24 protein-coding genes and 1 pseudogene are annotated in these 22156 nt (G+C 45.8%); 20 read left to right on the forward strand and 5 right to left on the reverse strand.

What is annotated here, in order from left to right; translation table 11 throughout:
- Positions 1-38: 38 nt before the first annotated feature.
- The gene (locus KCTCHS21_RS08490) at positions 39-6164 is read left to right on the forward strand and encodes an S-layer homology domain-containing protein (RefSeq protein ID WP_130606761.1); all 6126 of its coding nucleotides are present in this window, start codon (positions 39-41) and stop codon (positions 6162-6164) included.
- A 208-nt stretch (positions 6165-6372) separates the two neighbouring features.
- Here the strand turns inward: KCTCHS21_RS08490 and KCTCHS21_RS08495 are convergent, their stop codons facing one another.
- Complete coding sequence (locus tag KCTCHS21_RS08495) at positions 6373-6813, reverse strand: hypothetical protein (RefSeq protein ID WP_130606763.1); 441 nt, start codon at positions 6811-6813, stop codon at positions 6373-6375.
- 186 nt (positions 6814-6999) lie between these two features.
- On the opposite strand from KCTCHS21_RS08495, the gene KCTCHS21_RS08500 reads away from it, so the two are divergent.
- The gene (locus KCTCHS21_RS08500) at positions 7000-7314 is read left to right on the forward strand and encodes a YunC family protein (RefSeq protein ID WP_130606765.1); all 315 of its coding nucleotides are present in this window, start codon (positions 7000-7002) and stop codon (positions 7312-7314) included.
- A 26-nt stretch (positions 7315-7340) separates the two neighbouring features.
- Here KCTCHS21_RS08500 and mtnA read toward each other — a convergent pair.
- Positions 7341-7517: pseudogene (gene mtnA, locus KCTCHS21_RS08505) on the reverse strand (S-methyl-5-thioribose-1-phosphate isomerase); the annotation flags it as partial.
- Between the two features lie 215 nt (positions 7518-7732).
- On the opposite strand from mtnA, the gene KCTCHS21_RS08510 reads away from it, so the two are divergent.
- The 8 genes from KCTCHS21_RS08510 to sufB all read left to right on the forward strand — a co-directional run bounded on the left by KCTCHS21_RS08510 (position 7733) and on the right by sufB (position 15608).
- Positions 7733-8272: a sigma-70 family RNA polymerase sigma factor gene (locus tag KCTCHS21_RS08510; protein ID WP_232058122.1), complete on the forward strand. Its 540-nt coding sequence runs from the start codon at positions 7733-7735 to the stop codon at positions 8270-8272.
- Positions 8259-9623, forward strand: a complete 1365-nt coding sequence (locus KCTCHS21_RS08515) for a DUF4179 domain-containing protein (protein ID WP_130606767.1) — start codon at positions 8259-8261, stop codon at positions 9621-9623. The genes KCTCHS21_RS08510 and KCTCHS21_RS08515 overlap by 14 nt, the downstream gene beginning before the upstream one ends.
- 52 nt (positions 9624-9675) lie before the next feature.
- Complete coding sequence (locus KCTCHS21_RS08520; RefSeq protein ID WP_130606769.1) at positions 9676-10260, forward strand: DUF1802 family protein; 585 nt, start codon at positions 9676-9678, stop codon at positions 10258-10260.
- Positions 10261-10422: 162 nt separating this feature from the next.
- The gene (sufC, locus tag KCTCHS21_RS08525) at positions 10423-11202 is read left to right on the forward strand and encodes a Fe-S cluster assembly ATPase SufC (RefSeq protein ID WP_130606771.1); all 780 of its coding nucleotides are present in this window, start codon (positions 10423-10425) and stop codon (positions 11200-11202) included.
- A gap of 18 nt (positions 11203-11220) precedes the next feature.
- On the forward strand, positions 11221-12525 hold the full coding sequence (gene sufD / locus KCTCHS21_RS08530; protein WP_130606773.1) for a Fe-S cluster assembly protein SufD: 1305 nt from the start codon (positions 11221-11223) through the stop codon (positions 12523-12525).
- A 2-nt stretch (positions 12526-12527) separates the two neighbouring features.
- The gene (locus KCTCHS21_RS08535) at positions 12528-13757 is read left to right on the forward strand and encodes a cysteine desulfurase (protein ID WP_130606775.1); all 1230 of its coding nucleotides are present in this window, start codon (positions 12528-12530) and stop codon (positions 13755-13757) included.
- Complete coding sequence (gene sufU, locus KCTCHS21_RS08540) at positions 13741-14190, forward strand: Fe-S cluster assembly sulfur transfer protein SufU (protein WP_130606777.1); 450 nt, start codon at positions 13741-13743, stop codon at positions 14188-14190. The genes KCTCHS21_RS08535 and sufU overlap by 17 nt, the downstream gene beginning before the upstream one ends.
- Positions 14191-14210: 20 nt before the next feature.
- A complete protein-coding gene (gene sufB / locus KCTCHS21_RS08545) occupies positions 14211-15608 on the forward strand; it encodes a Fe-S cluster assembly protein SufB (RefSeq protein ID WP_130606779.1) in 1398 nt (465 codons plus the stop codon).
- 81 nt (positions 15609-15689) lie between these two features.
- On the opposite strand, the gene KCTCHS21_RS08550 is transcribed toward sufB, so the two are convergent.
- From KCTCHS21_RS08550 to KCTCHS21_RS08560, 3 genes are all read right to left on the reverse strand, one after another.
- Positions 15690-16688: a tyrosine-type recombinase/integrase gene (locus KCTCHS21_RS08550; protein ID WP_232058123.1), complete on the reverse strand. Its 999-nt coding sequence runs from the start codon at positions 16686-16688 to the stop codon at positions 15690-15692.
- Positions 16689-16935: 247 nt separating this feature from the next.
- Positions 16936-17370, reverse strand: a complete 435-nt coding sequence (locus tag KCTCHS21_RS08555; RefSeq protein WP_130606783.1) for an ImmA/IrrE family metallo-endopeptidase — start codon at positions 17368-17370, stop codon at positions 16936-16938.
- 12 nt (positions 17371-17382) lie between these two features.
- Positions 17383-17784, reverse strand: coding sequence for a helix-turn-helix domain-containing protein (locus KCTCHS21_RS08560; RefSeq protein WP_232058124.1), 402 nt, complete (start codon positions 17782-17784; stop codon positions 17383-17385).
- A gap of 195 nt (positions 17785-17979) precedes the next feature.
- Here KCTCHS21_RS08560 and KCTCHS21_RS08565 point away from each other — a divergent pair, with 195 nt between their 5' ends.
- The 10 genes from KCTCHS21_RS08565 to KCTCHS21_RS08605 all read left to right on the forward strand — a co-directional run bounded on the left by KCTCHS21_RS08565 (position 17980) and on the right by KCTCHS21_RS08605 (position 22136).
- Positions 17980-18195, forward strand: coding sequence for an XRE family transcriptional regulator (locus KCTCHS21_RS08565; protein WP_130606785.1), 216 nt, complete (start codon positions 17980-17982; stop codon positions 18193-18195).
- A gap of 30 nt (positions 18196-18225) precedes the next feature.
- Positions 18226-18492 carry a group-specific protein gene (locus KCTCHS21_RS08570; protein ID WP_130606787.1) on the forward strand — a complete coding sequence of 89 codons (267 nt, stop codon included), beginning with the start codon at positions 18226-18228 and terminating at the stop codon, positions 18490-18492.
- A gap of 16 nt (positions 18493-18508) precedes the next feature.
- Positions 18509-18778 carry a hypothetical protein gene (locus KCTCHS21_RS08575; RefSeq protein WP_130606789.1) on the forward strand — a complete coding sequence of 90 codons (270 nt, stop codon included), beginning with the start codon at positions 18509-18511 and terminating at the stop codon, positions 18776-18778.
- Positions 18779-18922: 144 nt separating this feature from the next.
- A complete protein-coding gene (locus KCTCHS21_RS08580; protein ID WP_197726515.1) occupies positions 18923-19669 on the forward strand; it encodes a phosphoadenosine phosphosulfate reductase domain-containing protein in 747 nt (248 codons plus the stop codon).
- A 32-nt stretch (positions 19670-19701) separates the two neighbouring features.
- Complete coding sequence (locus KCTCHS21_RS30855) at positions 19702-19848, forward strand: hypothetical protein (RefSeq protein WP_157993989.1); 147 nt, start codon at positions 19702-19704, stop codon at positions 19846-19848.
- A gap of 104 nt (positions 19849-19952) precedes the next feature.
- The gene (locus KCTCHS21_RS08585; protein WP_130606793.1) at positions 19953-20210 is read left to right on the forward strand and encodes an AbrB/MazE/SpoVT family DNA-binding domain-containing protein; all 258 of its coding nucleotides are present in this window, start codon (positions 19953-19955) and stop codon (positions 20208-20210) included.
- Entirely contained in the window at positions 20207-20407 is a 201-nt protein-coding gene (locus KCTCHS21_RS08590) for a hypothetical protein (RefSeq protein ID WP_130606795.1), read from the forward strand. Before KCTCHS21_RS08585 ends, KCTCHS21_RS08590 begins: the two co-directional genes overlap by 4 nt.
- Entirely contained in the window at positions 20391-20705 is a 315-nt protein-coding gene (locus KCTCHS21_RS08595) for a hypothetical protein (protein ID WP_130606797.1), read from the forward strand. Before KCTCHS21_RS08590 ends, KCTCHS21_RS08595 begins: the two co-directional genes overlap by 17 nt.
- Positions 20706-20904: 199 nt before the next feature.
- Positions 20905-21621 (forward strand): hypothetical protein, encoded by a 717-nt coding sequence (locus KCTCHS21_RS08600; RefSeq protein ID WP_130606799.1) that lies wholly within the window; start codon positions 20905-20907, stop codon positions 21619-21621.
- Positions 21618-22136 carry a hypothetical protein gene (locus KCTCHS21_RS08605; protein WP_130606801.1) on the forward strand — a complete coding sequence of 173 codons (519 nt, stop codon included), beginning with the start codon at positions 21618-21620 and terminating at the stop codon, positions 22134-22136. Before KCTCHS21_RS08600 ends, KCTCHS21_RS08605 begins: the two co-directional genes overlap by 4 nt.
- The last annotated feature ends 20 nt before the right edge of the window (positions 22137-22156 follow it).

The following is a 22156-nucleotide window of genomic DNA, read 5'->3' on the forward strand; positions in this document are numbered from 1 at the left end:
AGGACAAAATAGTTTACTAATGGGAGGAAAAGATCGATATGAACGTAGGAACGAGCATGAACCGTACATGGAAAAGAAGTCTAGCATTTCTTCTCATGTTGAGTATGATGTTGTCGTCCGTACAAACTTTATTTGCCAGTACGTCAGTTAAGGAGTCACACTGGGCGGCCGAGGAGCTTAATTCCTGGGTGAAGATGCAACTGCTTCAAGGGTCTGTAGATGGTTCACTTCGACCCGATGATAATATTACAAGAGCAGAATTTGTCACCTTGTTGAACAAGGTATTCCGCTTGACCAACAAATCGAGCCGGACATTCCCGGATGTAAAGGCCGACAAATGGTATGCCGATGCGATCCAGAAGGCGGTTGATGCCGGTTTGCTGCAAGGAGACAGCAAGGGCAATATGCGCCCGGAAGCCTCAATCACTAGGCAGGAAGTTGCTGTAGTGGTCGCCAAAGCTTTTAAGCTTGAAGGTGACGCAAGCTCGACGCATGGTTTTGCCGATGCAGCGGCAATTGCAGACTGGGCAAAGGATGCGATTGGAGCCTTACGGAAAAACGGTTATATCGCAGGTCGAAGTGGCAACAAGTTTGCGCCTTCTGCTCCAATCACAAGGGCTGAAGCTGTAAAAATTATCGACAGTGTCATGGGCGAATTGCTGTTCTCTGCGGGAACTTATAGCGGCAGTAAAAAGGGCAATGTTGTAATAAACGCTAAAGATATCATCCTGTCCGATCTGACAGTGAACGGAAATCTATACTTGACGCAGGGAATCGGCGATGGAGCCGTTACGTTGCGTCATGTGAAGGTAACTGGAACCATCTTTGTCGAAGGCAGCGGCACTGTCAACGTCGACAATGCCGATGCAAGCCAGAAGCTAACATTTAGTGGGAACGTAAACCACCTTAGGATCAATAGCAGAGCGAACGTTGTTCTAAATGCCGGCACGACGGTATCGGAATTGCTTATGACGGAACGTTCTGAGGGCTCCTCGATTACAATTAGTGGGGGTTCAAGCGTCGCAAGTCTGATACTTAATGCTGCTGTAAATGTAGGCGGGAGCGGTACAATAGAACAAGCAATTATTAATGTTTCAGGCTCTACATTGGCGCAAACACCGGCGCATATTACATTTAATAGTGGTGCTACCGCTATGATCGCAGGTCGTGAAGTGAGTAAAGGAACTGAGCCAGGGCAATCGAAGCCACCGACAACCGGAGGTGGCAATGGTGGAGGCAATGGAGGCGGAGGCGGCAACACAGAGAAGACACCGCTACTTACATTCCCTGTTATGAGCGATATTCATATTGGCATTGATGATGTTTCCGTCGATTCCGAGGCTAAATTCGCTCAGGCGCTTGAGGCATACAAGAAGCTTGGGAAATACGATGCCATCGTCCTTAATGGCGATTTCGTCGACAAGGGAACATTAAAGCAATATGATTCGGCGATGCGCATCTTAAATGAGCACAAGCTTGACACCGCCAAGTCCATCATTGTTCCTGGTAACCATGAATACTATGCAAGCAAAGAGCTTGGTAGCGACTATAAAGCGGCTGAACGATTCTATGAGCAAACAGGCATGAACAAGGATGGCTACCATGTGGAGCCCGTTGATTCAATTAAAGAAAACGCGGGAATCTATTTCGACACATGGGAAAAGGGTTATCATTTTATCACGATGGATCACGATAGAAAATCGATGTCCGACGACAAGTACAAGTGGCTTGAGAAGAAAATAAGCCAGGATGAACAAGGAAAAGATGCAGACCCATCGAAACCGGTATTCATTCTTGCGCATTATCCGTATCAGAACACGACGTACGGCAGCGAAGGCGCAGGTTGGAAAAATCAGACCGAGTACGACAAATTTTCAAAAGTCATGCAAAAACATCCTAATGCAATTCTGATTACAGGACACACGCATTACACGCTAGAACATCCTAATACGATCAACGCGGACAATGGATATATCCGCATCAACGACGGGGCTGTCGCATTCGTTCAAGCGCACGGTTACAGCAACGACGATGACATCTATTTGGATAAGAACATTTCGCAAGGGTTGCTGTTCAACGTTTATGACGACAAGCTAGTGATTGAAAGAAGAGCACTAAATCATAACGGAGCGCTTATCGGCACCCCTTATACGATTGACTTAAAAAAGCCTGTTGAATCGGTCAAAGCCTTTTCGGTAAATATGAAAAACCCTGAGTTTAATAAGGATATGAAAGTGACCGTATCTTCCGTATCCATGGTATCCGCCACCTTCACGTGGCCGAAGGCGATCGCCGATTCCAAAATGGACTTTTATGAAATCATTGTGAACGGCAAGCTTATTGGCGCACCGTCGGTTATATCGCCTTATATCGAAGCTGCAAGCCATACCTTTATTGCAAACGGATTGAAGCCAAATACGGATTATACCGTTACGATCAAGGCGCATGACGCTTATGGAAAAGTATCGGCACCTATAACGGCAACTTTCAAAACGTCGGCCGCACCGGCAGGGTATGACTCGCAAGCCGCAGATGTACTGGATATCGATTTTACGACAGTGAATGGACGAGCTGTAACGGACATCACCTTAAACCATAATGATGCCGTTTTGGAACACAATGCCAACGTAATCTACGATAATAAATTCGAGAAACCTGCGCTTATATTGGATGGTAAAGGATCAAGAGGGACACCAAGCTCGATTGCTCGGATCAAGTATAACAGCAGTTTGTTCAAACAGGATGCAATGACAATCGAGACAGCCGTATATATTTCACCGGATAGTGACTTGACGAAGGAAGAGTATCATATTCTCGGCAACTATGAAAACGGCGGTTATTCCTTGTACTACTCTGCCAAAGACAAGAAGTTCGTGTTCGATACTCGTCATTCGGACGATCCGGCTGAATCAAAAGTGATGGGCGATGTAAAAGGGAAAATCGTGTATCTCACTGCCGTCTATGATGGAGATGCGGATCATGGATATAAGAAGGGTACAATCAAGCTGTATGTGAATGGAGTTTTGGAAGGAAACAATACAACTGATGGTCCGCTCCCGATCAATGAAACGAATGACCTGACTATTGGCGGCGATGTGGAAGGCTTCGGCGATGTGGTTAATTTGTTCGAAGGCGGAATTGATCATGTTAGGATTTACTCACGAGCGCTCAGCCCCGAGGAAGTAGCCACGAACTTTAAGGAGCGGTTTAACGATGCGGTCAAGATTGTAGGCGGACATGACATCGTTCTGTTCGAAGGTGAAATCGCTTGGCTCGATGTAAAGCTGCCGATTAATGTTACTGATGAGGCAGATTGGAGCATACCGAAAAATGGAGTCATTAAGGAAGATGACGACAATGGAAACAAGCGCGCAATCAAAGCAGTGGCCCCCGGTGTCGAAACGGTTAGTGTAACTGTGGGAGACGATAGCGATACGGTTAATGTCATTGTTGCAAACTATAACGCCAAGCTTACAATGAACAAAAATATTCAAAACAGTGCGAATCTGGCCCCATTTATGGCGCCGGGCAAGGTAGCCACGAATTGGGGTTCTCTTTCACCGGACGTGGCAACTGTTGACGCCAATGGCAAAGTAACCGCCAAGACGATCGGCAATACGGTTGTATTTGCTACGGTGGACGGCAAAACGGTCAGAACAAGGGTAATCGTTGACCCAGATCCGAATGCAATCGAGGAGCTCCCGCCGATCGATATTTCCAAGAGACCGAGAGCGGCCCAAACGGTTAAACTGAACAATACAACGCCTGCCTTTGCAGGTGAAGTATTCCAGAAGATCGTAACTAAGTATACGAAGACGGATGCTGCGCTTCCGCTTGAAGTAGTAAATTATATTAATGGTGTCACTTCTGCGCCCACGGATCTTTCGATTCCGGTATTAGCCGGGAAACTACCTGGCGAAATTCTTCCCGTCGACACCGGGGATGTCAAATTTACAATAGTAGGAACGGACAATACGACATGGCTGGCTACGAATAAAGGCGTCGTACGTGTTAACCCGGATGAAACGTACTATCGCGATGTTGTGCAGTTGTTCGCAACGCATAGGTATTTGCCAGACGACGATGTTCAGTATATTGCACTTGATGGCGATAACGGAGTATGGGTTGTCACAAGTACTGGCGTATCCCATATCCAGATGGTTTTAATGAAGTATGTTGAGAAAGCCCAGATCATGAGCGACAATCTGGAAGCAAATAATATACGCCGCGGGCCTGACGGTCAAATCGCCTTGCCTTTCCTAAACACTGGCTCCGGTACGCCGGGGAACCGTAAAGGAACGGAAAAAGATAACGATGGACTGTGGACGGCGGATGCCATCGCTGGTGAATTGTTCCGTACTGCCGTAGAGGAAGCCAAGTATCCAGGAAACGCGGAGGCCAAGGAGGCACGTGCGAGGGCGACAAGATCCGTTGAAGTCGATTTGTTGCTCATGTACGTCACGGGACGCGCAGGTCAGATTGATGCCAAAGTCAAGATGATGCCATACAGCACGATGGATGTCACTATGATGAGCTATTCCTATCTGAAAGCAGGAGGAAACAAAAATAAACCGGAGGATTATGTATACTCAGGCCCGGCTGCCACCGAGAAGCGGACGATTCAGGGCTTCATTAGCCGGACGTTGGGAATAGATAAAGAAGGCTTCGATAAGCATTACGGTTGGGATGGCATCTACTATAAGAAAGGGAAAGAGGTAGATGGCAATAGCTATTCCTACAACACGACTGAGTTAAATGAAATAAACAACGATCCGGAAAACAAAAGTAATAGTGATGTAAAGAAGAAAGGTTGGGGAGAATTCGCGGGCTCCGTCGTCAATTCGGCGAACAAGATTCCGGACAGACTCGCCAAACTGTACACCGACCTCGGCGCTACCGAGAAGGACCTTTATTATAAAGGCGATACAAGCGCAGACGAAATTCTTGGCCATATGTATATGTACAAAATTGCCTATGATACACTGTGCACCGGTCCTAACGCGGATGAAGAGCTGGGAGCACTGATCGCCAACGCGTCGGGAGAGTTCGCGCGTCATGTTATCAATAATGGCTACACGATTGTCGATATAACCGGGCAGCCAACCACGCACGGTAAGTATAATGGCGATACATTCGGACGGACTGAAGACGCTGGTGAAGATACGGCGTTGCGGGCAGCGGAGCTGATGACCATCTTTAAGACGGCCGCTTACTTGACAGGTGACTCCAAGTTCCTAGACGAGTATCGCAAAGTGGCAAGGGACTATATATATCCGTCTGTATTCGCAGATGAGGATGCCTACAAAGACGTAGTTGACGGCATCGTAGGAATGGGTCCGCTTGCCGGAGCCAAGGAGCTTGCAGGCGTTAAGATGCCTTCACAGGACGGGTATGCCAAAGGATATATGAACCGGTTGGATCAGCGCTGGGCGAGTTATTATTATGCTAGTAGAAGAGACGGTGACCCGCATCCGTTCACTTGGTACAATTATTCGGACGAACGGCAGGCTATGTTCACCTTCTACAACCTGATTACGATTCCGGATGAACAGGGTGATGAAGACATTGCCGTCATGATTCGAGCGGGACTAGATAACTGGTACAAGTCCAACATGCAATATGAAGACGAACCGCTGTGGGATTATATTTACCAGCTTGCCTATCCCGACAAAAAGGTCATCGACCTTGAAAAGGCAGCATGGGTGCTGAAACGGACACCGATCGACAGAACCAATTACTACGTCAATCTTACTGGACGCAAAGATATATCTTGGTTCGTGACGAGAGCGATCGTCGATGCGGATGACGGTTACAATAGTAAGGTTTCGGATGGAGGCCTCATTACCAGTACCGGCGTTCCTGCGGCTAACGGGATCGTATACAATCCTGATACAAAGCAATACATCAAGAAGGCTGTCAAGGAAGGCGATCTGTTCGTTGCAAGATCGAGAAGGCAGGAAGGAAGACATGTACAGACCGCGATGAGTGACGATCCAACGAGGAAAGTTGCGGTTTCGCCAGACGAGCGGTCCCTTACGAGACCTGGTGATAGCTTGTTTGCGATCGACGAGGGCGGCGACGAAAATTCATGGGACTACGGGAATGCGTTCAACGCTGCGTATTGGATGGCACGATACTATGGCATGATTAGCGACGATAGATAATTGAACGCATTGCAAAAATCGTAATAAAACGGTAAGTATATACGTGTTAACTAAGAGAGCCACCTGGGATCAGGTGGCTCTTAGGCGCGTCCCCCTTCTATAGGCAGATAAACAATGATTTCGTAAAAAAAAGAAACCCAAAGTCTCGAAAAGACGGGGTTTCTCGACAATCCCTTTGTTCGTTTAATTCAAAACCGTTCAACTTCAACTATCCGTTCACGAAATCATCAATTTCATTTAATCCAAGGCTATATACTTGCTTCTCATCTACATGATAAACGGTGAGTAGCTGGTTGACTGGATCGAAATTAATAACTCGACAGGGGATACTCATCTTTACACCGCGGCCTTTATTTATACTTAAACGAATGAGCTGATTGCTCTCAATGAAATGGCGAATGCGGAGCTCGAGTGAATCGGCTTGAACAGGCGCTTTACTAGCTGCTTTCTTAGCTGAAGGGCTTGCTACTGGAGCAGCTGAGGCTGCCTTACCCGTCTCTATGTCTGAGCCAATGCGATAATCCGTGATTTCAGCGTTGTCTAACACTGAAATTAATTGCTTTAGTGCTGCACCCTTGCTTGAGGCAGAAATATTTATTTCAACTTGAAATAAGTGGGAGCCATCGGATGTTTTGTTTGTACGGTTCATGCAGAGGCCTCCATTGTATTGCGTAGTTCGTTAAAACTAAGTCTTATAAGTCTTATATCCCAATATAACATTTTTTTAGTGCCCAATATACACCTGGTGGGCGAATAACCCTGAAAAATGAGTCTTACGGCGCATATTGTATATGGCATGAACCTATGCTGCAAGGAAGGAAGGGAGGTGATAGGCATGGTAAGAGTAATACCACTCCAGATTGAAGCTTGGTCAGCAGTTGGTGTTGAGGTAATATTGCCAAAAACAACGTTACTGGCAATTACAGCGGGAGACGGTTACATCATGTGCGGGGCACTTGATGTGCAGCTGCTTAATGAAAAGCTTAAAGATCGTCACATCATTGCAGGTCGTGCGGTTGGTGTACGGACATTACAGCAATTGCTAGATGCTCCATTGGAGTCTGTTACAGATGCCGCAGAAGCAATCGGTATTAAGGTTGGGATGAGCGGTCAGGAAGCCATCTGTATTCTAGCTAAGGCCGCCTCATGACCGCCACTGCGCTCGCAATAATTTACTGAATATACTGCGACTCCTTCAGGAGCGGTACGCTTGTCGAAACCCGTGGTCACTTCATCAGGATGGCGTTCCTCGATCGGGATGTCGGCGCCAGCAGGCGTCGACAAATCGATAGTTGACAACGGACATGCTACGTAGAAAAGAATATCATGAGCCTTTGCAAGCACTGCAACGCTTAGGTTTTCCGATAGGATCGGTTGTATTAGTAAGTTGATTGACCTAGATGTAAGTATAAATCACTTTTCTCGAGGTTTAAAGACAGATGCCTAACGACATAAGAAATTCGAGTTTATATACAAAATGAACCAAATGAACGGCTGCTGCATCTAACTCTATAGAAATATGAAATAAAGTAACCACATGATGTCGCAAGAAGATTGGAGGAAGCCTTTTGACTGACTTAGCATGGAAAACAGATCTACAGCTGGCATGCGCTGGTGATCGTGATGCTTTTGCTAGACTCATCCGCGAAATGCAAAACGAGATGTACGGAATGGCTAAGACATTATTACATAAGGATGAAGATTGCGCAGATGCAATTCAAGAAGCGATATTAAAAGCTTATCGAAGCATTAAGCGATTAAGGGAGCCTGCTTATTTTCGCACGTGGATGTTTCGAATTCTCATCCATGAGTGCCAGCAGCTTTATCGCAAGCAGAAAAGAACCTCCCCATCAGACAAGCTGCCGGAACGCCATGCATATGAAGCAGCAGTAGACTTGGATTTGCAGGATGCCGTTAATCGATTAGACGAGTCGCTAAGAACCTTGGTGAAGCTGCACTATTATGCAGATTTGCCGCTCTCGCAAATTGCTGAGATGTTAGGCGTGTCTGAAGGTACATTGAAATCGAGACTGCACCGGGCAAGAAAACAATTGGCCTCGTGGTTAAGCCTATCTGAGAAAGGTGGAATCGGTTATGAGCTTCAATGAGCTTGATACTCTTCTAAAAGACCAACGAATGGCAACGCCAAGCAGCGTTCCTCCGAGCGTAGCTAAAGCCATTGATGAAGCGTTATTTTACTTGCCGGACCGTCATTCGCTTATTCAGTCGACAAGGAGAAAACGCGCAACCATGTATTGGGCAGCATCGTTTGCCGTACTAGGCTGTGTGATTATTGCGTCTGCATTATATGAATCTAGGACAACTGCACCGGGCTCTACCATTCAGGAACCCATCGAATTAACGCAAGCGACCTCGATACGAGCTTTACTAGATTTAGAAAGCACTGGTTCCCCATTTCGTAATTTCTTAAAAAATGATAAAAGTAATGCGGCAATAGCAAGTGTAGTGGATCAAGGAGTCACTTTAACAGTTCGAGACGTTATCTATGATGGATATGAGTTATCTGTGCGATATTCCGTAAGCTCGGAGAAAGACATTGAAGGATATACTCTGGATGGTGATTTAAGTATGGATGGTCGTAGTATTGGTAAAATCGGCTATATCCAGTCTGAGGAGTCTGGTCAATTGGAGCATTATTACGAGAAGCTAGATTCCGAGCATTACGAAGGATTAGTGAGAACATGGAAGCTCAGCCATAGCCAATACCGCCCTGAATCGTTTCATTTAAAGCTCGAGGTTTCAAAAGTTGGCAGCTTAACAGGGAAGTGGTCCTTGGACATCCCGGCAAAGAAAACATCAGACATTATCGTGATCAACCCGGATCTGAGCAAATCTTCTGAGCTCGGGACATTGAGCTTGCGCAAAGTAGAGCTTTCCCCAGTATCTACGCAATTAAATTATGCATTTAAGCCAGGGAAGGTGGACAGGAAGGCTAGCATAGGGATTGAGCTTACGGATGACTTAGGCTATCCGTATGGAAGTGTAATCAATAGGGACTACAAGGCATTCACCAGGTTAGAATTTGGACCTGTCGTTGCTGGGGCAAAGACTTTAATTGTTCGTTCGTTTTATTATGATGATAGAAATTGGCAGAAGGCAGAGCCAAGTGACTATATCCGAACTCCGATGCTTAAGCAGCCGACGCAAGAAGAGCCGCTAGTGTTATCTCTTGGTGAAGCGGGGGAAATGTATATTACAGGCATTGAATATTTGTCTGACAGAACGATCGTGCATTCACGGTTCGACAGCACAGTAAATGGTGCATTCCAAATCGAAGATGAGAATGGGAATAGTCTACCCTTGCTATTATGGGGATTAGGCGGGGATGTAGAATTCAAGCCAATTCCAAGAGATGCCCAATTGACATTCCTCACTCGTCCCACTTTTCCGCACATCTATATTCCGGAATTAGAGCTTAGAGTAGACCTCCCGCAGTAACAAGTATGGTATAATTAAAGGGACTGCAAGGGAAAGAGGTGCGAATAGACAAGTGGACACCCCAATCGCATTAAGGGAATGGGCGGTAGCCGTCAAGGCTTTGGAGCAAGGCCGTCAGGTTATCGTGCTGCGTAAAGGTGGCATAGCCGAAGAAACTAAGGAGTTCAAGCTGGAAAGTCCGAAATTTTTTCTCTTTCCATCCTATGAGCACCAACGACCAAGCTTAGTTAAACCAGAAGCGAGTGATATGGTCAGCCTAACGCAATCTGAGGCGGAGAAATTGTCCGATCAAATAGGCATAACCTCTTATGCTGAAGTGATAGAGGATATAGAGATAAACGATGTCGAGACTCTACAGAGGCTTGATAAGCTTCACATCTGGACAGAGGATTATGCAGAAGAACGGTTGAAGTGGAAAAAAACAAAGCCGCTGCACGTATTAATTTTGCGAGTATATAAGCTGGAGACACCTCAGATCATTCCGATGAGAGATAGCTATGGTGGCTGTAAATCATGGCTTCATCTTGAAAATTTTGAGAATATATCCTCACTACCGATGAAAGCTGTCTTGAGTGAGCAACAATTTGAGCAACAAACTAATACAGTGAGGAATCAGCTGAAAAGTAGAGTAAAATGACCATTCCGGACCTTTTTTCCCATGCGGGAAAAGGCCCGGTTTGCTTTTTTGACGTAACTTTCATAAAATTGTTATTGAGAATCAGTGAGAATCAAATTAAAATGATTATAAAGAAGGATTTATTTTAATAGATAAATCCCATAGAAACTTGGAGGTAAATAAATGTCGACTCAATTTGAAATACAAGGACTGAAATCGTCCATAGAAGGTAAAGAAATACTGAAGGGTATCGATCTTAAGATTAATGGCGGAGAAGTCCACGCGATCATGGGTCCTAACGGTACGGGTAAGAGTACGCTCGCATCCGCACTTATGGGACATCCTAAATATGAAGTAACTGAGGGAACTGTTACGCTTAACGGCGAAGATGTACTAGATATGGGAGTGGACGAGCGTGCACGCGCTGGACTCTTCTTGGCAATGCAATATCCAAGTGAAATTACGGGCGTAACAAACGCCGACTTCTTACGTAGTGCTATCAACGCACGTCGTGAGGAAGGAAATGAGATTTCACTTATTAAATTCGTACGTCAAATGGAGAAAAAGATGAAGGAGCTTGAAATGAACCCTGAGTTCATGCATCGCTACCTGAATGAAGGCTTCTCCGGCGGAGAGAAAAAGCGTAACGAAATTCTTCAAATGATGCTGCTTGAGCCTAAGCTCGTTATTTTGGATGAGATCGACTCCGGTCTTGATATTGATGCTCTACGCATCGTCGCAGAAGGCGTAAACGCCATGCGTGCAGAAGATCGTGGTTTCTTGATTATTACTCACTATCAGCGTTTGCTTGATTATATTACACCTGATTTCGTTCATGTTATGATGCAAGGCCGCATCGTGAAGTCCGGCGGTCCTGAGCTTGCACAACGTCTAGAAGCTGAAGGTTATGATTGGGTTAAAGAAGAACTGGGCATCGTCGACGAGACCGTCGGCCAAGCTTAAGGAGGGGGCAAAGCATTCATGAGTACACCTACCACCTCTATCGGCAGAGACGCGGCAGCCGCGATTGCCCGCAGTAAGAACGAACCGGAGTGGTTAATCACTTGGCGTGAAGAAGCTGGACAGCTTGCAACTGAGCTTGATTTACCTAAGCCGGAGAAGCTCCCACTTACACGTTGGACGCTTGATCATTACGGTAACGATCGTCCTGGTCAAATTGTTTCATCAACTGCTGACCTACCTGCAGCTATTATTGCCTTGCTTCCTGAAGAAGAGAGCAGCGCATTAATCGTTCAGCATAACTCTTCTGTTATTTATTTGCAGCTATCGGAAGAGTTGAAAGCTCAAGGCGTCATCTTAACGAGTATTGAAGATGCGGCTCGTAATCACGAAGAGCTCCTTCGTCAGCATTTCATGACTGCTTATACTAAAGACGAGCATAAGCTTGCTGCTGTTCATGCAGCACTGTGGAACGGCGGAGTGTTCTTGTATGTTCCGCGTAATGTTACGATTGATGCTCCGATTCAAGCTTTGTTGTTTGCTGACGATGCTGAAGCAACATTTATGCCGCATGTACTTGTTATTGCGGATAGCAACAGTCGTGTATCCTTCGTTGAGCAAGTAGCTTCTTCCTTAGGGGACGCCACTGCTACGCTTCTTCATAACAGCGCAGTAGAAGTATTCGCTAAGTCAGGTGCAGTTGTTCGTTATGCTGCTGTTCATCAGATGGATGCAAGTGCAATTGATATTTCATATCGTCGTGCCATTCTGGACGCTGATTCTCGCATAGAGTGGATTATCGGAGATCTGCATAACGGTAATTCAATTACGGATACCAAATCCGTACTGAAAGGGAACGGATCCACTTCTGACTCCAAAATTATTTCTGTCGGAACTGGCAAGCAGCGTATGAGCTTAACAACTCAAGCTGTTCACTTCGGTCGGTCAACTGAAAGCGACATGATTACTCGTGCCGTCATGAAGGAAGAAGCGACTGCGATTATTAACGGCGTGACGAAGATTGAGAAGGGCGCTACCAAAGCAAACGGCCAGCAAACAGAGAAGGTTCTTATGCTAAGCCCGAAAGCTCGTGGAGACGCAAATCCGATTCTTCTTATCGACGAAGACGATGTCAAAGCAGGTCACGCAGCTAGTGTTGGCCAAGTCAATGCCGATCAGGTTTACTATTTGATGTCACGCGGAATTACTCGTAAAGAAGCGGAACGCCTTATCATACACGGGTTTCTAGATCCGGTTGTTTCTGAAATCCCGCTGAAAGGGTTGCGCGAGCAATTGCACCGCATCCTTGAAAGAAAGCTGGGCTGATTATGGACCCCTTAGCGCTAAAATCGGAGTTTCCGATTCTTAATCAGGATATTAACGGTCACCCACTCGTATACCTAGATAATGCTGCAACGACTCAGAAGCCACGTTCTGTCATTGAAGCGATCAAGCGTTACTACGAGTGGGACAATGCCAATGTGCACCGTGGTGTTCATACGCTTGGGTCACGGGCAACGGATGCTTATGAAGGGGCTCGGGAGAAAGTTGCCCGGTTCCTCAATGCACCGGCTTCTCGTCAAATTATTTTCACGAGGGGTACGACAACAGCATTAAATATCGTAGCATCCGGTTATGCTCGTCAGACGCTTCGTGAGGGTGACGAGATCGTCCTCACTCCAATGGAGCATCACAGTAACCTGATCCCATGGCAGCAAGCCGCTAAGGCGACGGGAGCGACGCTCAAGTACATTCCACTGCAGCCAGACGGAACAATTACTCTGGCGGATGTAGAAGCGACAGTGACGGAGCGGACGAAAATTGTTGCCATCACTTATGTTTCCAATGTTCTTGGGACAATTAACCCGATTGCAAAGATTGCTGAGATTGCTCATCGTAACGGCGCAATCATCGTCGTAGACGGTGCTCAGAGCACGCCGCATCTCAAAGTGGATGTTCAAGCCCTTGATGTCGATTTCTACGCCCTCTCAGGTCACAAGATGTGCGGTCCAACTGGAATTGGGGCACTATACGGGAAAGCACAGCTGCTTGAACGCATGGAGCCCGTCGAGTTCGGCGGCGAGATGATTGATTTCGTTGAGCTCTATGATTCGACTTGGAAGGAGCTGCCTTGGAAGTTTGAAGGCGGTACGCCAATGATTGCAGGAGCTGTTGGACTGGGAGCGGCAATAGATTTTCTAGAGCAAATCGGACTTCACAATATCGACCAGCATGAGAAAAAGCTAACCCGGTATGCTATAGAGAGACTATCTAATATTGATGGGCTGAAGATTTTCGGTCCCCGCGAGGAGCGGGCTGGACTCATCACCTTTAATCTTGGAGACGTTCATCCGCATGACGTTGCAACTGTGCTCGATACGGAAGGCATTGCTGTTCGGGCAGGTCATCATTGCTGCCAGCCATTAATGAGATGGTTGAATGTTAGTGCGACAGCAAGAGCTAGCTTCTATTTATACAATACCGAGCACGATGTCGACCGGCTGGCTGAATCACTGGTAAAGACAAAGGAGTTTTTCGGTTATGAGTCAATTAGATGATTTGTACCGCCGCGTCATTATGGATCATTACAAAACGCCGAGAAATCGCGGTGAGCTAGAACAGGATTCTGTTACCGTTAACCTGAATAACCCGACCTGTGGCGACCGTATATCCCTTCAGCTTCAGCTAGAGGATGGTATCGTCCGCAATGTTAAGTTCACCGGCGAGGGCTGCTCTATCAGTATGTCGTCAGCTTCAATGATGACGGAAGCGATTATGGGTAAACCCGCCGAGGAGGCGCTGGAGATGGCGGACAAATTTTCTGCGATGATGAAGGGCGAAGCTGTCGAATTCGAAGATTATGAAGACGTTGAGGCGTTATCAGGTGTGAATAAATTTCCGGCACGGATTAAATGCGCGACATTAGCATGGAATGCGCTTCGCAAAGGCGTAGAGCAAGGTGCAGGCAAGCACGAAGGCATTGAAGAGTAAACAAGGAGGTTGATGAAATCATGGCTAAGCAAATGCCCGAAATGGAAGAGTACAAGTACGGGTTTCGCGATGAGCATAAGGCTATATTCCAATCCGGTAAAGGTCTGACCGAGGAAATCGTTCGTACGATTTCTGAGATGAAGGGCGAGCCAGAATGGATGCTTAAATTCCGCTTGAAGTCCTTAGAGCAATTCCGGAAGATGGAAATGCCTAAATGGGGCGGAAATATGGATGATCTAGATTTCGAGGAAATCCAGTACTATGTTAAGCCTTCTGAGAAGCAAGGTAAAACATGGGAAGAGGTTCCTGAAGAAATCAAAGCGACATTTGATAAGCTTGGTATTCCAGAAGCGGAACAGAAATTCCTCGCTGGTGTATCAGCTCAGTACGAATCCGAGGTTGTATACCACAGCATGCAAGAGGAATTAACGAAGCAAGGCGTTATTTTCTCCGATACGGATTCGGCTATTCGCGAGTATCCTGAAATCTTTAAGGAATATTTCGGAACAGTTATCCCGCCTACGGATAACAAATTCGCAGCATTGAACAGCGCAGTATGGTCTGGAGGAAGCTTCATCTATGTTCCTAAAGGCGTGCAATGTACGGTTCCGCTTCAAGCGTATTTCCGCATCAACTCGGAAAACATGGGACAATTCGAGCGTACGCTTATCATCGCTGATGAAGGTAGCTCCGTTCACTATGTAGAGGGCTGTACAGCGCCTGTATATAGCACGAACTCTCTACACAGCGCAGTTGTTGAGATCATCGTGAAAAAGGACGCTCGCGTTCGTTACACGACGATTCAGAACTGGGCTCCGAACATCTACAATCTCGTTACTAAGCGTGCTGTTGCAGAAGAGAATGCAACAATGGAATGGGTAGATGGTAACATCGGCTCTAAGCTGACGATGAAGTACCCAGCTGTTATCCTTAAAGGACGCGGAGCTAAAGGTATGGTTCTTTCCATCGCTGTAGCGGGTAAAGGACAGCATCAGGATGCTGGCGCGAAAATGGTTCACTTGGCTCCGGATACGAGCTCGACTATTATTTCCAAGTCGATCTCCAAGCATGGCGGCAAGGTTACGTATCGTGGTCTGGCTTCCTTTGGTCGCAATGCTGAGGGTGCTAAGGCTAACATCAAGTGTGATACGCTCATCCTAGATGATCAGTCCACAAGTGACACGATTCCTTACAATGAAATTATGAACGACAATATTACGCTTGAGCATGAAGCAACTGTTTCTAAGGTATCAGAAGACCAATTGTTCTATCTGATGAGCCGTGGACTAACTGATGCTGAAGCTACACAAATGATTGTTATGGGCTTCATCGAGCCATTCACTAAAGAATTACCGATGGAGTATGCAGTCGAAATGAACCGTCTCATTAAATTTGAGATGGAAGGTAGTATTGGTTAAACCGCCGAAAGCGTTGCTGTAACAACGTTTGTAGGCTGTTTATATAATGGTCAAAATCGTTTGTGCCGATTTTGTGCCGATTCAAAATTGTGTTTGGGTGTAGGAGGCGAACTTTTTAAGTTCGTCTTCTTCAATTTTTTCGGTGATTGATAGGTAGGTATCCGCTGTGGTCTTTATCGTCTTGTGTCCTAGTCGCTTCGAAACGAAGACCAGACTTGCTCCTGACTCCAGTAAAAGCACGGCGTGGGTATGTCGGAATCCATGTGTCCCCTTGTACTCAACACCAGCATTAATACAGTAATCATTAATTGACTCTCTAACTGTTGAGGGTGTTAGATAGTTGCCCAGGTAGTTTTGAAAAATGATATGATCCGTGTTCTGTTGAAACGATACACTACCAAGAATCAGTTCGTTTTGTTTTACTTTGAATCGTTTGAGTTCCCTCAACAGATCCTCATTCATTCCGATCGTACGGTAAGAGGATGTATTCTTGAGCGTTGTTAGGATTAATTTATTGTTGTTGTCTCTGCTCGTTTGCCGCTCGACGTTTAGTTGATTTCCATTTATGTCTGACCACCTAAGTGCCAAAGTCTCGCTTATCCGTAAACCTGTCTGACTCATAAAATACATAAGCATGTAGTAAATTTGGTATCCTTCAAATCTCTGATGCTTGTATCCCTTCATGTAGCTTAAAAGTTGATTTAACTCCCCTAGTGAGAAGAATTTTACATCTTCCTTTTTCTCGGTCTTGTCTTTTACTGGAACTTTTAGACGATCAGCAGGGCTTTTCTCAAGTACCTCTAATTCGTAGACAGCAAAGTGGAAGATACTCTTCATGATAGATAAATACTTTAGGCATGATCCATATGAATATTCTGGTTTCCCCTTCTTATCCAACTTATCAACATACCCTTGTATCCACTTCTTAATGTCAATCCTCTTTGTTTTCATTATTAGTTTGTTCTCGAAGTCAGGCCTGATATGCAATCGGACGTTACTCTCGGTTTGCCTGTAGGTTGAGTCCTTCAGTTCACGTTTTTTATGTGCCAACCATTCGTCTACTACTTCCCCAAACAACATATTGCGGTCGTTTAGCGTTTGACCATAATAGATTCGTTCTTCAACTTTCCCGGCTTGAATCTCCGCTTCCTTTTTTGTGCGGAACGTACCGATGCTAAACTCTTCTCCATCTCTGGATACCCTAGCTTGCCATTTTCCGCTTTTTAGTTTCCTGTAAGTTGCGATTTCGCTTCCTCCAATCGAACATATGTTCTATTTTTATATATAATAAACCGCCACATGACGGGAATTTGTGGGTGTGTGTTGATTATTTTAAACGCTTACTTGGTGGCTGTTTAAGGTATGCCACCTCTGCTGGAACGCCACACATAGATGCAGCATCGTAGATTGACGCCCCTTCAATTAATAGCTTGTCCGGGATTAATAATTCGACTGCTAGCTGATTGGCTTCACGTTCAATCTTTTCGATGCTTAACAACGTATGCCGGCGTAGGAACGGTGTATTTATATTTCGATGCAAGATCGCGTGACCGAGCTCGTGTGCGCATGTATAGAGCTGTTCAGTATAATCAAGATCACTGTTGATGTGTATCATTGGTATTCGTTTATAAGTATTAAAGTAACCCATCATACCGCCAAGGGGTTCGAATAAGACAAGGATGTTTTTCTTAGCTGCAATCGTGAAAGGATTGTTCGTTCCGTGCTTGCGGGTTAGCTGACTGACTAAGAGTTTAATCCCCATCCGGCGAGCTCCTTATTTGTTTTTATTTGGGTTGAATTTCTGCTTAGCCATTCCCTTTGCCAGTCGCAGAGAATTCTCGAGCGATATCCTCATGAGCTCTTTTGTTTCGTCATCCATCGGTTCCCCATGGAAAGCTAATGCCTCGTTTGAGTCCAGTTCTCCGATCATACGTTCCAAATCTGTTGCGATGTCGCGCTCTTCTTTGTGGGATAACGCTTTTTCGTTCAGAGATTCTGCCGTTATGCCAAGAGTAGCACATATTTTCAAAACGTTATCTATAGAAGCATTGGCTAAATCCCTTTCAATCATTGACCTAATAGTCGTATAGGCTACACCAGATGCTTTGGATAAACTCATAACATTGAACCCTTTTTCCTCGATGATCTTCGAAAGATACTCGCCTCTACTTACCACGATAGGTTCCTCCTAATATTAGTTACGTTTTTTCGTAACATTAAACTCATAATATTATACATTTTCACCTTTGTAAATAAAGAATATACGTTATGTCGTAATATTTAGTCTAAAATTAGTTGACTAGTTACTTATCATCGTATATATTAAGTCCAAGAGTTACGACAGTTCGTAACTTCAGGAGGTGAATATAACATGTACCCTAATTTGACAGCTGAGCTGGCGCGTAGAGGGTTAAAGCAAAAAGACATCATTCCTGTACTGAAGACAAACCGGCCGGCAACCGTTTCTGAAAAATTAAATGGTAAAGCACCATTGCTACTCGACGAAGCGTTTCTGATTCAGGCAGCATTCTTTCCGGATCTGTCTCTGGGCTATTTGTTTGATAAGGATGTTAAAAACGTCCACTGAAAACGGAATGTCTGAAAGGAGGGATTCAAAGTGCTTGCTGTTCAGATTAATGAAGTAGAAGTTAAGCAGCTGTGCCGTGATCGGATCACGGAGTTAGTAAAGGAAGTAGATGCCGAATACGTATTTTGGGATTCTAAGGAGCTAATGAAACGCACCTGTATGAGTTGGAACTTCATTCAGGAACAATTCTTCTTTAACCCTAGATTTCCAAAACGGAAGGTCAATAGCAAGTGGTATTTCCCAGCTAAGGCGACCCGTAAGTTCTTGGAACAGTGGCTGGACGAACAAACCCAATAAAGCGAGGTGAAAACGGATGATATTAACGGGCGTGGGTAAGGTAGTCCGCGAGGATGCCGAAACAATCGTAATCGATGAGGGAGACGGCATCGCAACATACAGCAAGCGGTTTTACCGGCTGCCGATTGATCGTAGTGTTGCGGTAGATTGCTGTGAGGTACCTTGGATCATGGATGCATGTAATGGCGATGTAAGCGAGTCGGATCGGTGGTTGTTGCCACATTTTACTTTGGAAGATGCGGTCACATCGTATGCAGCGTATCAGATGGCTCCGGTGCGGTCATGAGCTGGCTTGGTTGGGTAGTGGTGGCAGTCGGTATTGGCATTATGGTATTTACAGCAGTGATGTTTATAGCGTTGGCAAAGACCTTTAAGCAGTCGGACAAGCGTGCTGAGTTGTTTAGAGACAAGCAGTAAGGAGTTGCTTCTATTGCAAGCACAGGTTATGCCGTCAATTAACGATCTGATTAAGCAAGGCGCGATATTCTTTGTCTCTCATTCAGGTGGCAGGGACAGCCAGGCGATGTACGCGAAGGTTCGAGAGATCGTCCCTTATGAGCAAATAGTTGTCGTACACGCAGATCTAGGAGAGGTTGAGTGGTCAGGAGTCCAGGATCACATCTGGGCTAATGTGACTCACGGTGTAAATGTGGTACGAGCTGGCAAGACGCTTCTAGGGATGGTTGAGCAACGCGGCATGTGGCCATCCAGTAGTTGCCGACAGTGCACCAGTGACCTAAAGCGTGGCCCGATTATGAAATTCATCAGGCAGTATCTCAGGGATCGCGGACTACGAATCGCTGTTAACTGCATGGGTCTTCGTGCTGCAGAGTCCACAGCGAGAGCAAAGAAGATTCCGTTTCGCTTCAACACATCCGAGAGCTGCGGTCACCGCGACGTATGGGATTGGTTGCCGATATTTGATCTTTCTACAGCTGAAGTGTTCCAGGTAATAGCTGACGCTGGACAAAAGCCTTTCTGGACCTACGAACGTAACGAGCGCTTATCCTGTGTGTTTTGCATCATGGGGTCGCTAAACGACCTTCGTCATGGAGCAGAGAAGAATCCAGAACTGTACAAGCGATATGTTGAGCTTGAAAAGCAGATTGGTCACACGATGTTTATGAAGGGTAAGCAGCCTGTTTATCTTGAGGACCATATCGGCATCAAGGCTTGATCGGTTGATTCTATAAGGGAGGTGAGAAGAGTATGGGAGAAGCTAGACGCCGAAAGCTGGCAGGTAACACGGAGCCGAACAAGCAATGGCACCAACGAAAAGCTATTGATCGTTACGCGCATAAAGTCGCGGTGCAGGAGCGTGCTGAGGCACGGGCTAAAAATGCAATGCGGAAATAAAAAACAGCCTGATCGGGTTGCACCCCGAATCAGACCTGAAGCAAGACAAAAAACTTATGCCGACAGTATATCATACTCGGCTCGAAATCGGGAGGATTTTATTTATGAAAGCAACTGGAATTGTTCGTCGTATTGACGACCTTGGACGTGTAGTAATCCCGAAAGAAATGCGCCGTACGCTTGGTGTAGCAAATGGGGATCCGATAGAGTTTTTCGTCGAAGGTGATCGCATCATTCTTCGCAAGTACAATCCAGGCTGCGTAATGTGTGGCAGCGTGACTGACGTTAAGGAATTGCGTGGCAAATCAATTTGTGCCAGCTGTGTTTCAGAGATTGTGGAGAGTGTTGGTGCCCGAGTATGATTTCTGTCGCTCGTAAGCCTCGTAAGCTGGAACAACAGCTTCGCGCAAAGATCATCTTGATCTTGCCTGATTGCAAGGTTTGCGGTAAACGGATGGATGGTAAGTTCCTACGTCCGTTTCCCGGTGCGCCAGACATCAAAGCATGCCCGATTTGCATTACGGAAGGTACGGTGGATGTAAATGTCTATAGCCACTAATCCTGATACGCGTGACCTTGACGCTGATCTAGCTGTCTGTGAGGCGGCTACTCCGGGGCCGTATCGACTCACTCCTTGCTCCTGTGGTAAGTGTGATCTCGTTTTCATTAGTCTATCACGCAGTGGTGGTCTACTTTTACCGGGAGATGCTAGATTCATAGCCGAAGCACGCACAGGATGGCCACATGCCATTAACCGAGCCCAAGAAGCTGAGCGTGAGAATGTCCGTCTTCGCAATGAGCTAGATGCACTGCAGCTTGAGGTTAACCAGCAACACCGTAGCGCTTGCTACGACTGAGAGGGTGATCGAATTGGCGCGAAGATCGTGTATCATCGCTGAATGTTCTAATTGTACTCATAGTATTCAATTACCAGTTAGACCAGATTCACTTCTTAGATGTCCGAAGTGCCAAAGCGTGATGCGGGTGTATTCTTCGGATTTGCCATTAGCAAAGATTATCGAAAACAGATCGATTATTCCGAAGGAGGAAAAGGAAATGTCGACTATACCAGAAGGACAGACAGTCGAACGCTTCGTCCCTGATAAAAAGGAATTTTTGTTGCAAATCGCTGCAGGCAAGTCTGTTAGCAAGATTGAGCGCATGTGGAATATGAATCCCGGATCACTCCATTACTGGGTTGGGAAGTGGGAGTGGAAAGGGATCAAGCCTGATCGTGCACAGCAATTGCTTGATGAGATGGCGATCGATGGTGAAGCTCCTGTATCCAAGCCGGGATTGCTTGCTTTGAACGAGCTGAACAAACAGGAAGCTGAAATCACTGAGCTGAACAGTAGGCTCCAACTGGCATTAGAACGGATAGAGACACTGACGGAAACTACTAATAATGCCCTTGATAGAAATACGGCTCTGATACAAGAACGTGATGATTACAAGCAGGCTGCCATGGATTTAGAGAGCAAGATTGATACGCAGTCAGATCAACAGGCAGAGATTGAACGGCTTCGTACTGAGCTCGAAGAGCTCGAGAGTGATCGGCAGATCCTTCTAGCGACTATTGATCTGGCATCGGCGGCATCGATCCTGGAAGAGAATGTTCCAGTACCTAAGCTTGCAGGTCGATCGATTCACACAGAGATTGATGCGCCTACTGAACAGATTGTGGACGAGCTGGCTGCTTTGATCAGCTATATTCGTTCCGGTAACGGTGAGAGGTTCTTACTTGACCTGCAGCTCAATGAGGTGACGGCATGAATATCAATATCAAGGAACTGTGCAGGCAGATTAAGAAAAGCCATAACTTCATATGGACATTAAAGGAAGGCGTTCATTACTTAACAAATAGGCATTGGGCAATACGGTACGAGGAATTGCCACGTGAAGTGTTAGTCCAATTGTTCGCGATCTATGCGGAAATTCCTGAACAGGGCAAAGCGCTTGTTTATCAAAGCGGTACCGGAGTATCTCATATGGATGAAGTTGACGTCAAGAAAATCTTTGATAATGCTTCAAAGGACCAATTCATCGGCGAGGTAACGTCATTCATAAAAGTTTCTGGAGACTTGAGAATGCGGGTTATCAAGATAAACGGTCAGTTTATTTACTTGAACGAGGAATACTTAAAAATTCTATCTGATATTGAGTCATCCCAACCATATGGGAAAGGTCAACTCAGACCTTTAACCTTCTTTGATAACATGTTTCTCGTTCTTCCTTATCGAACAACAACTGTTGATGTAGAGATTTTGCAAAAATTGATAGCCATCTAACCTAAGAGGGGAAGCGCATA

It is taken from the genome of Cohnella abietis (assembly GCF_004295585.1).
Taxonomy (GTDB): domain Bacteria; phylum Bacillota; class Bacilli; order Paenibacillales; family Paenibacillaceae; genus Cohnella; species Cohnella abietis.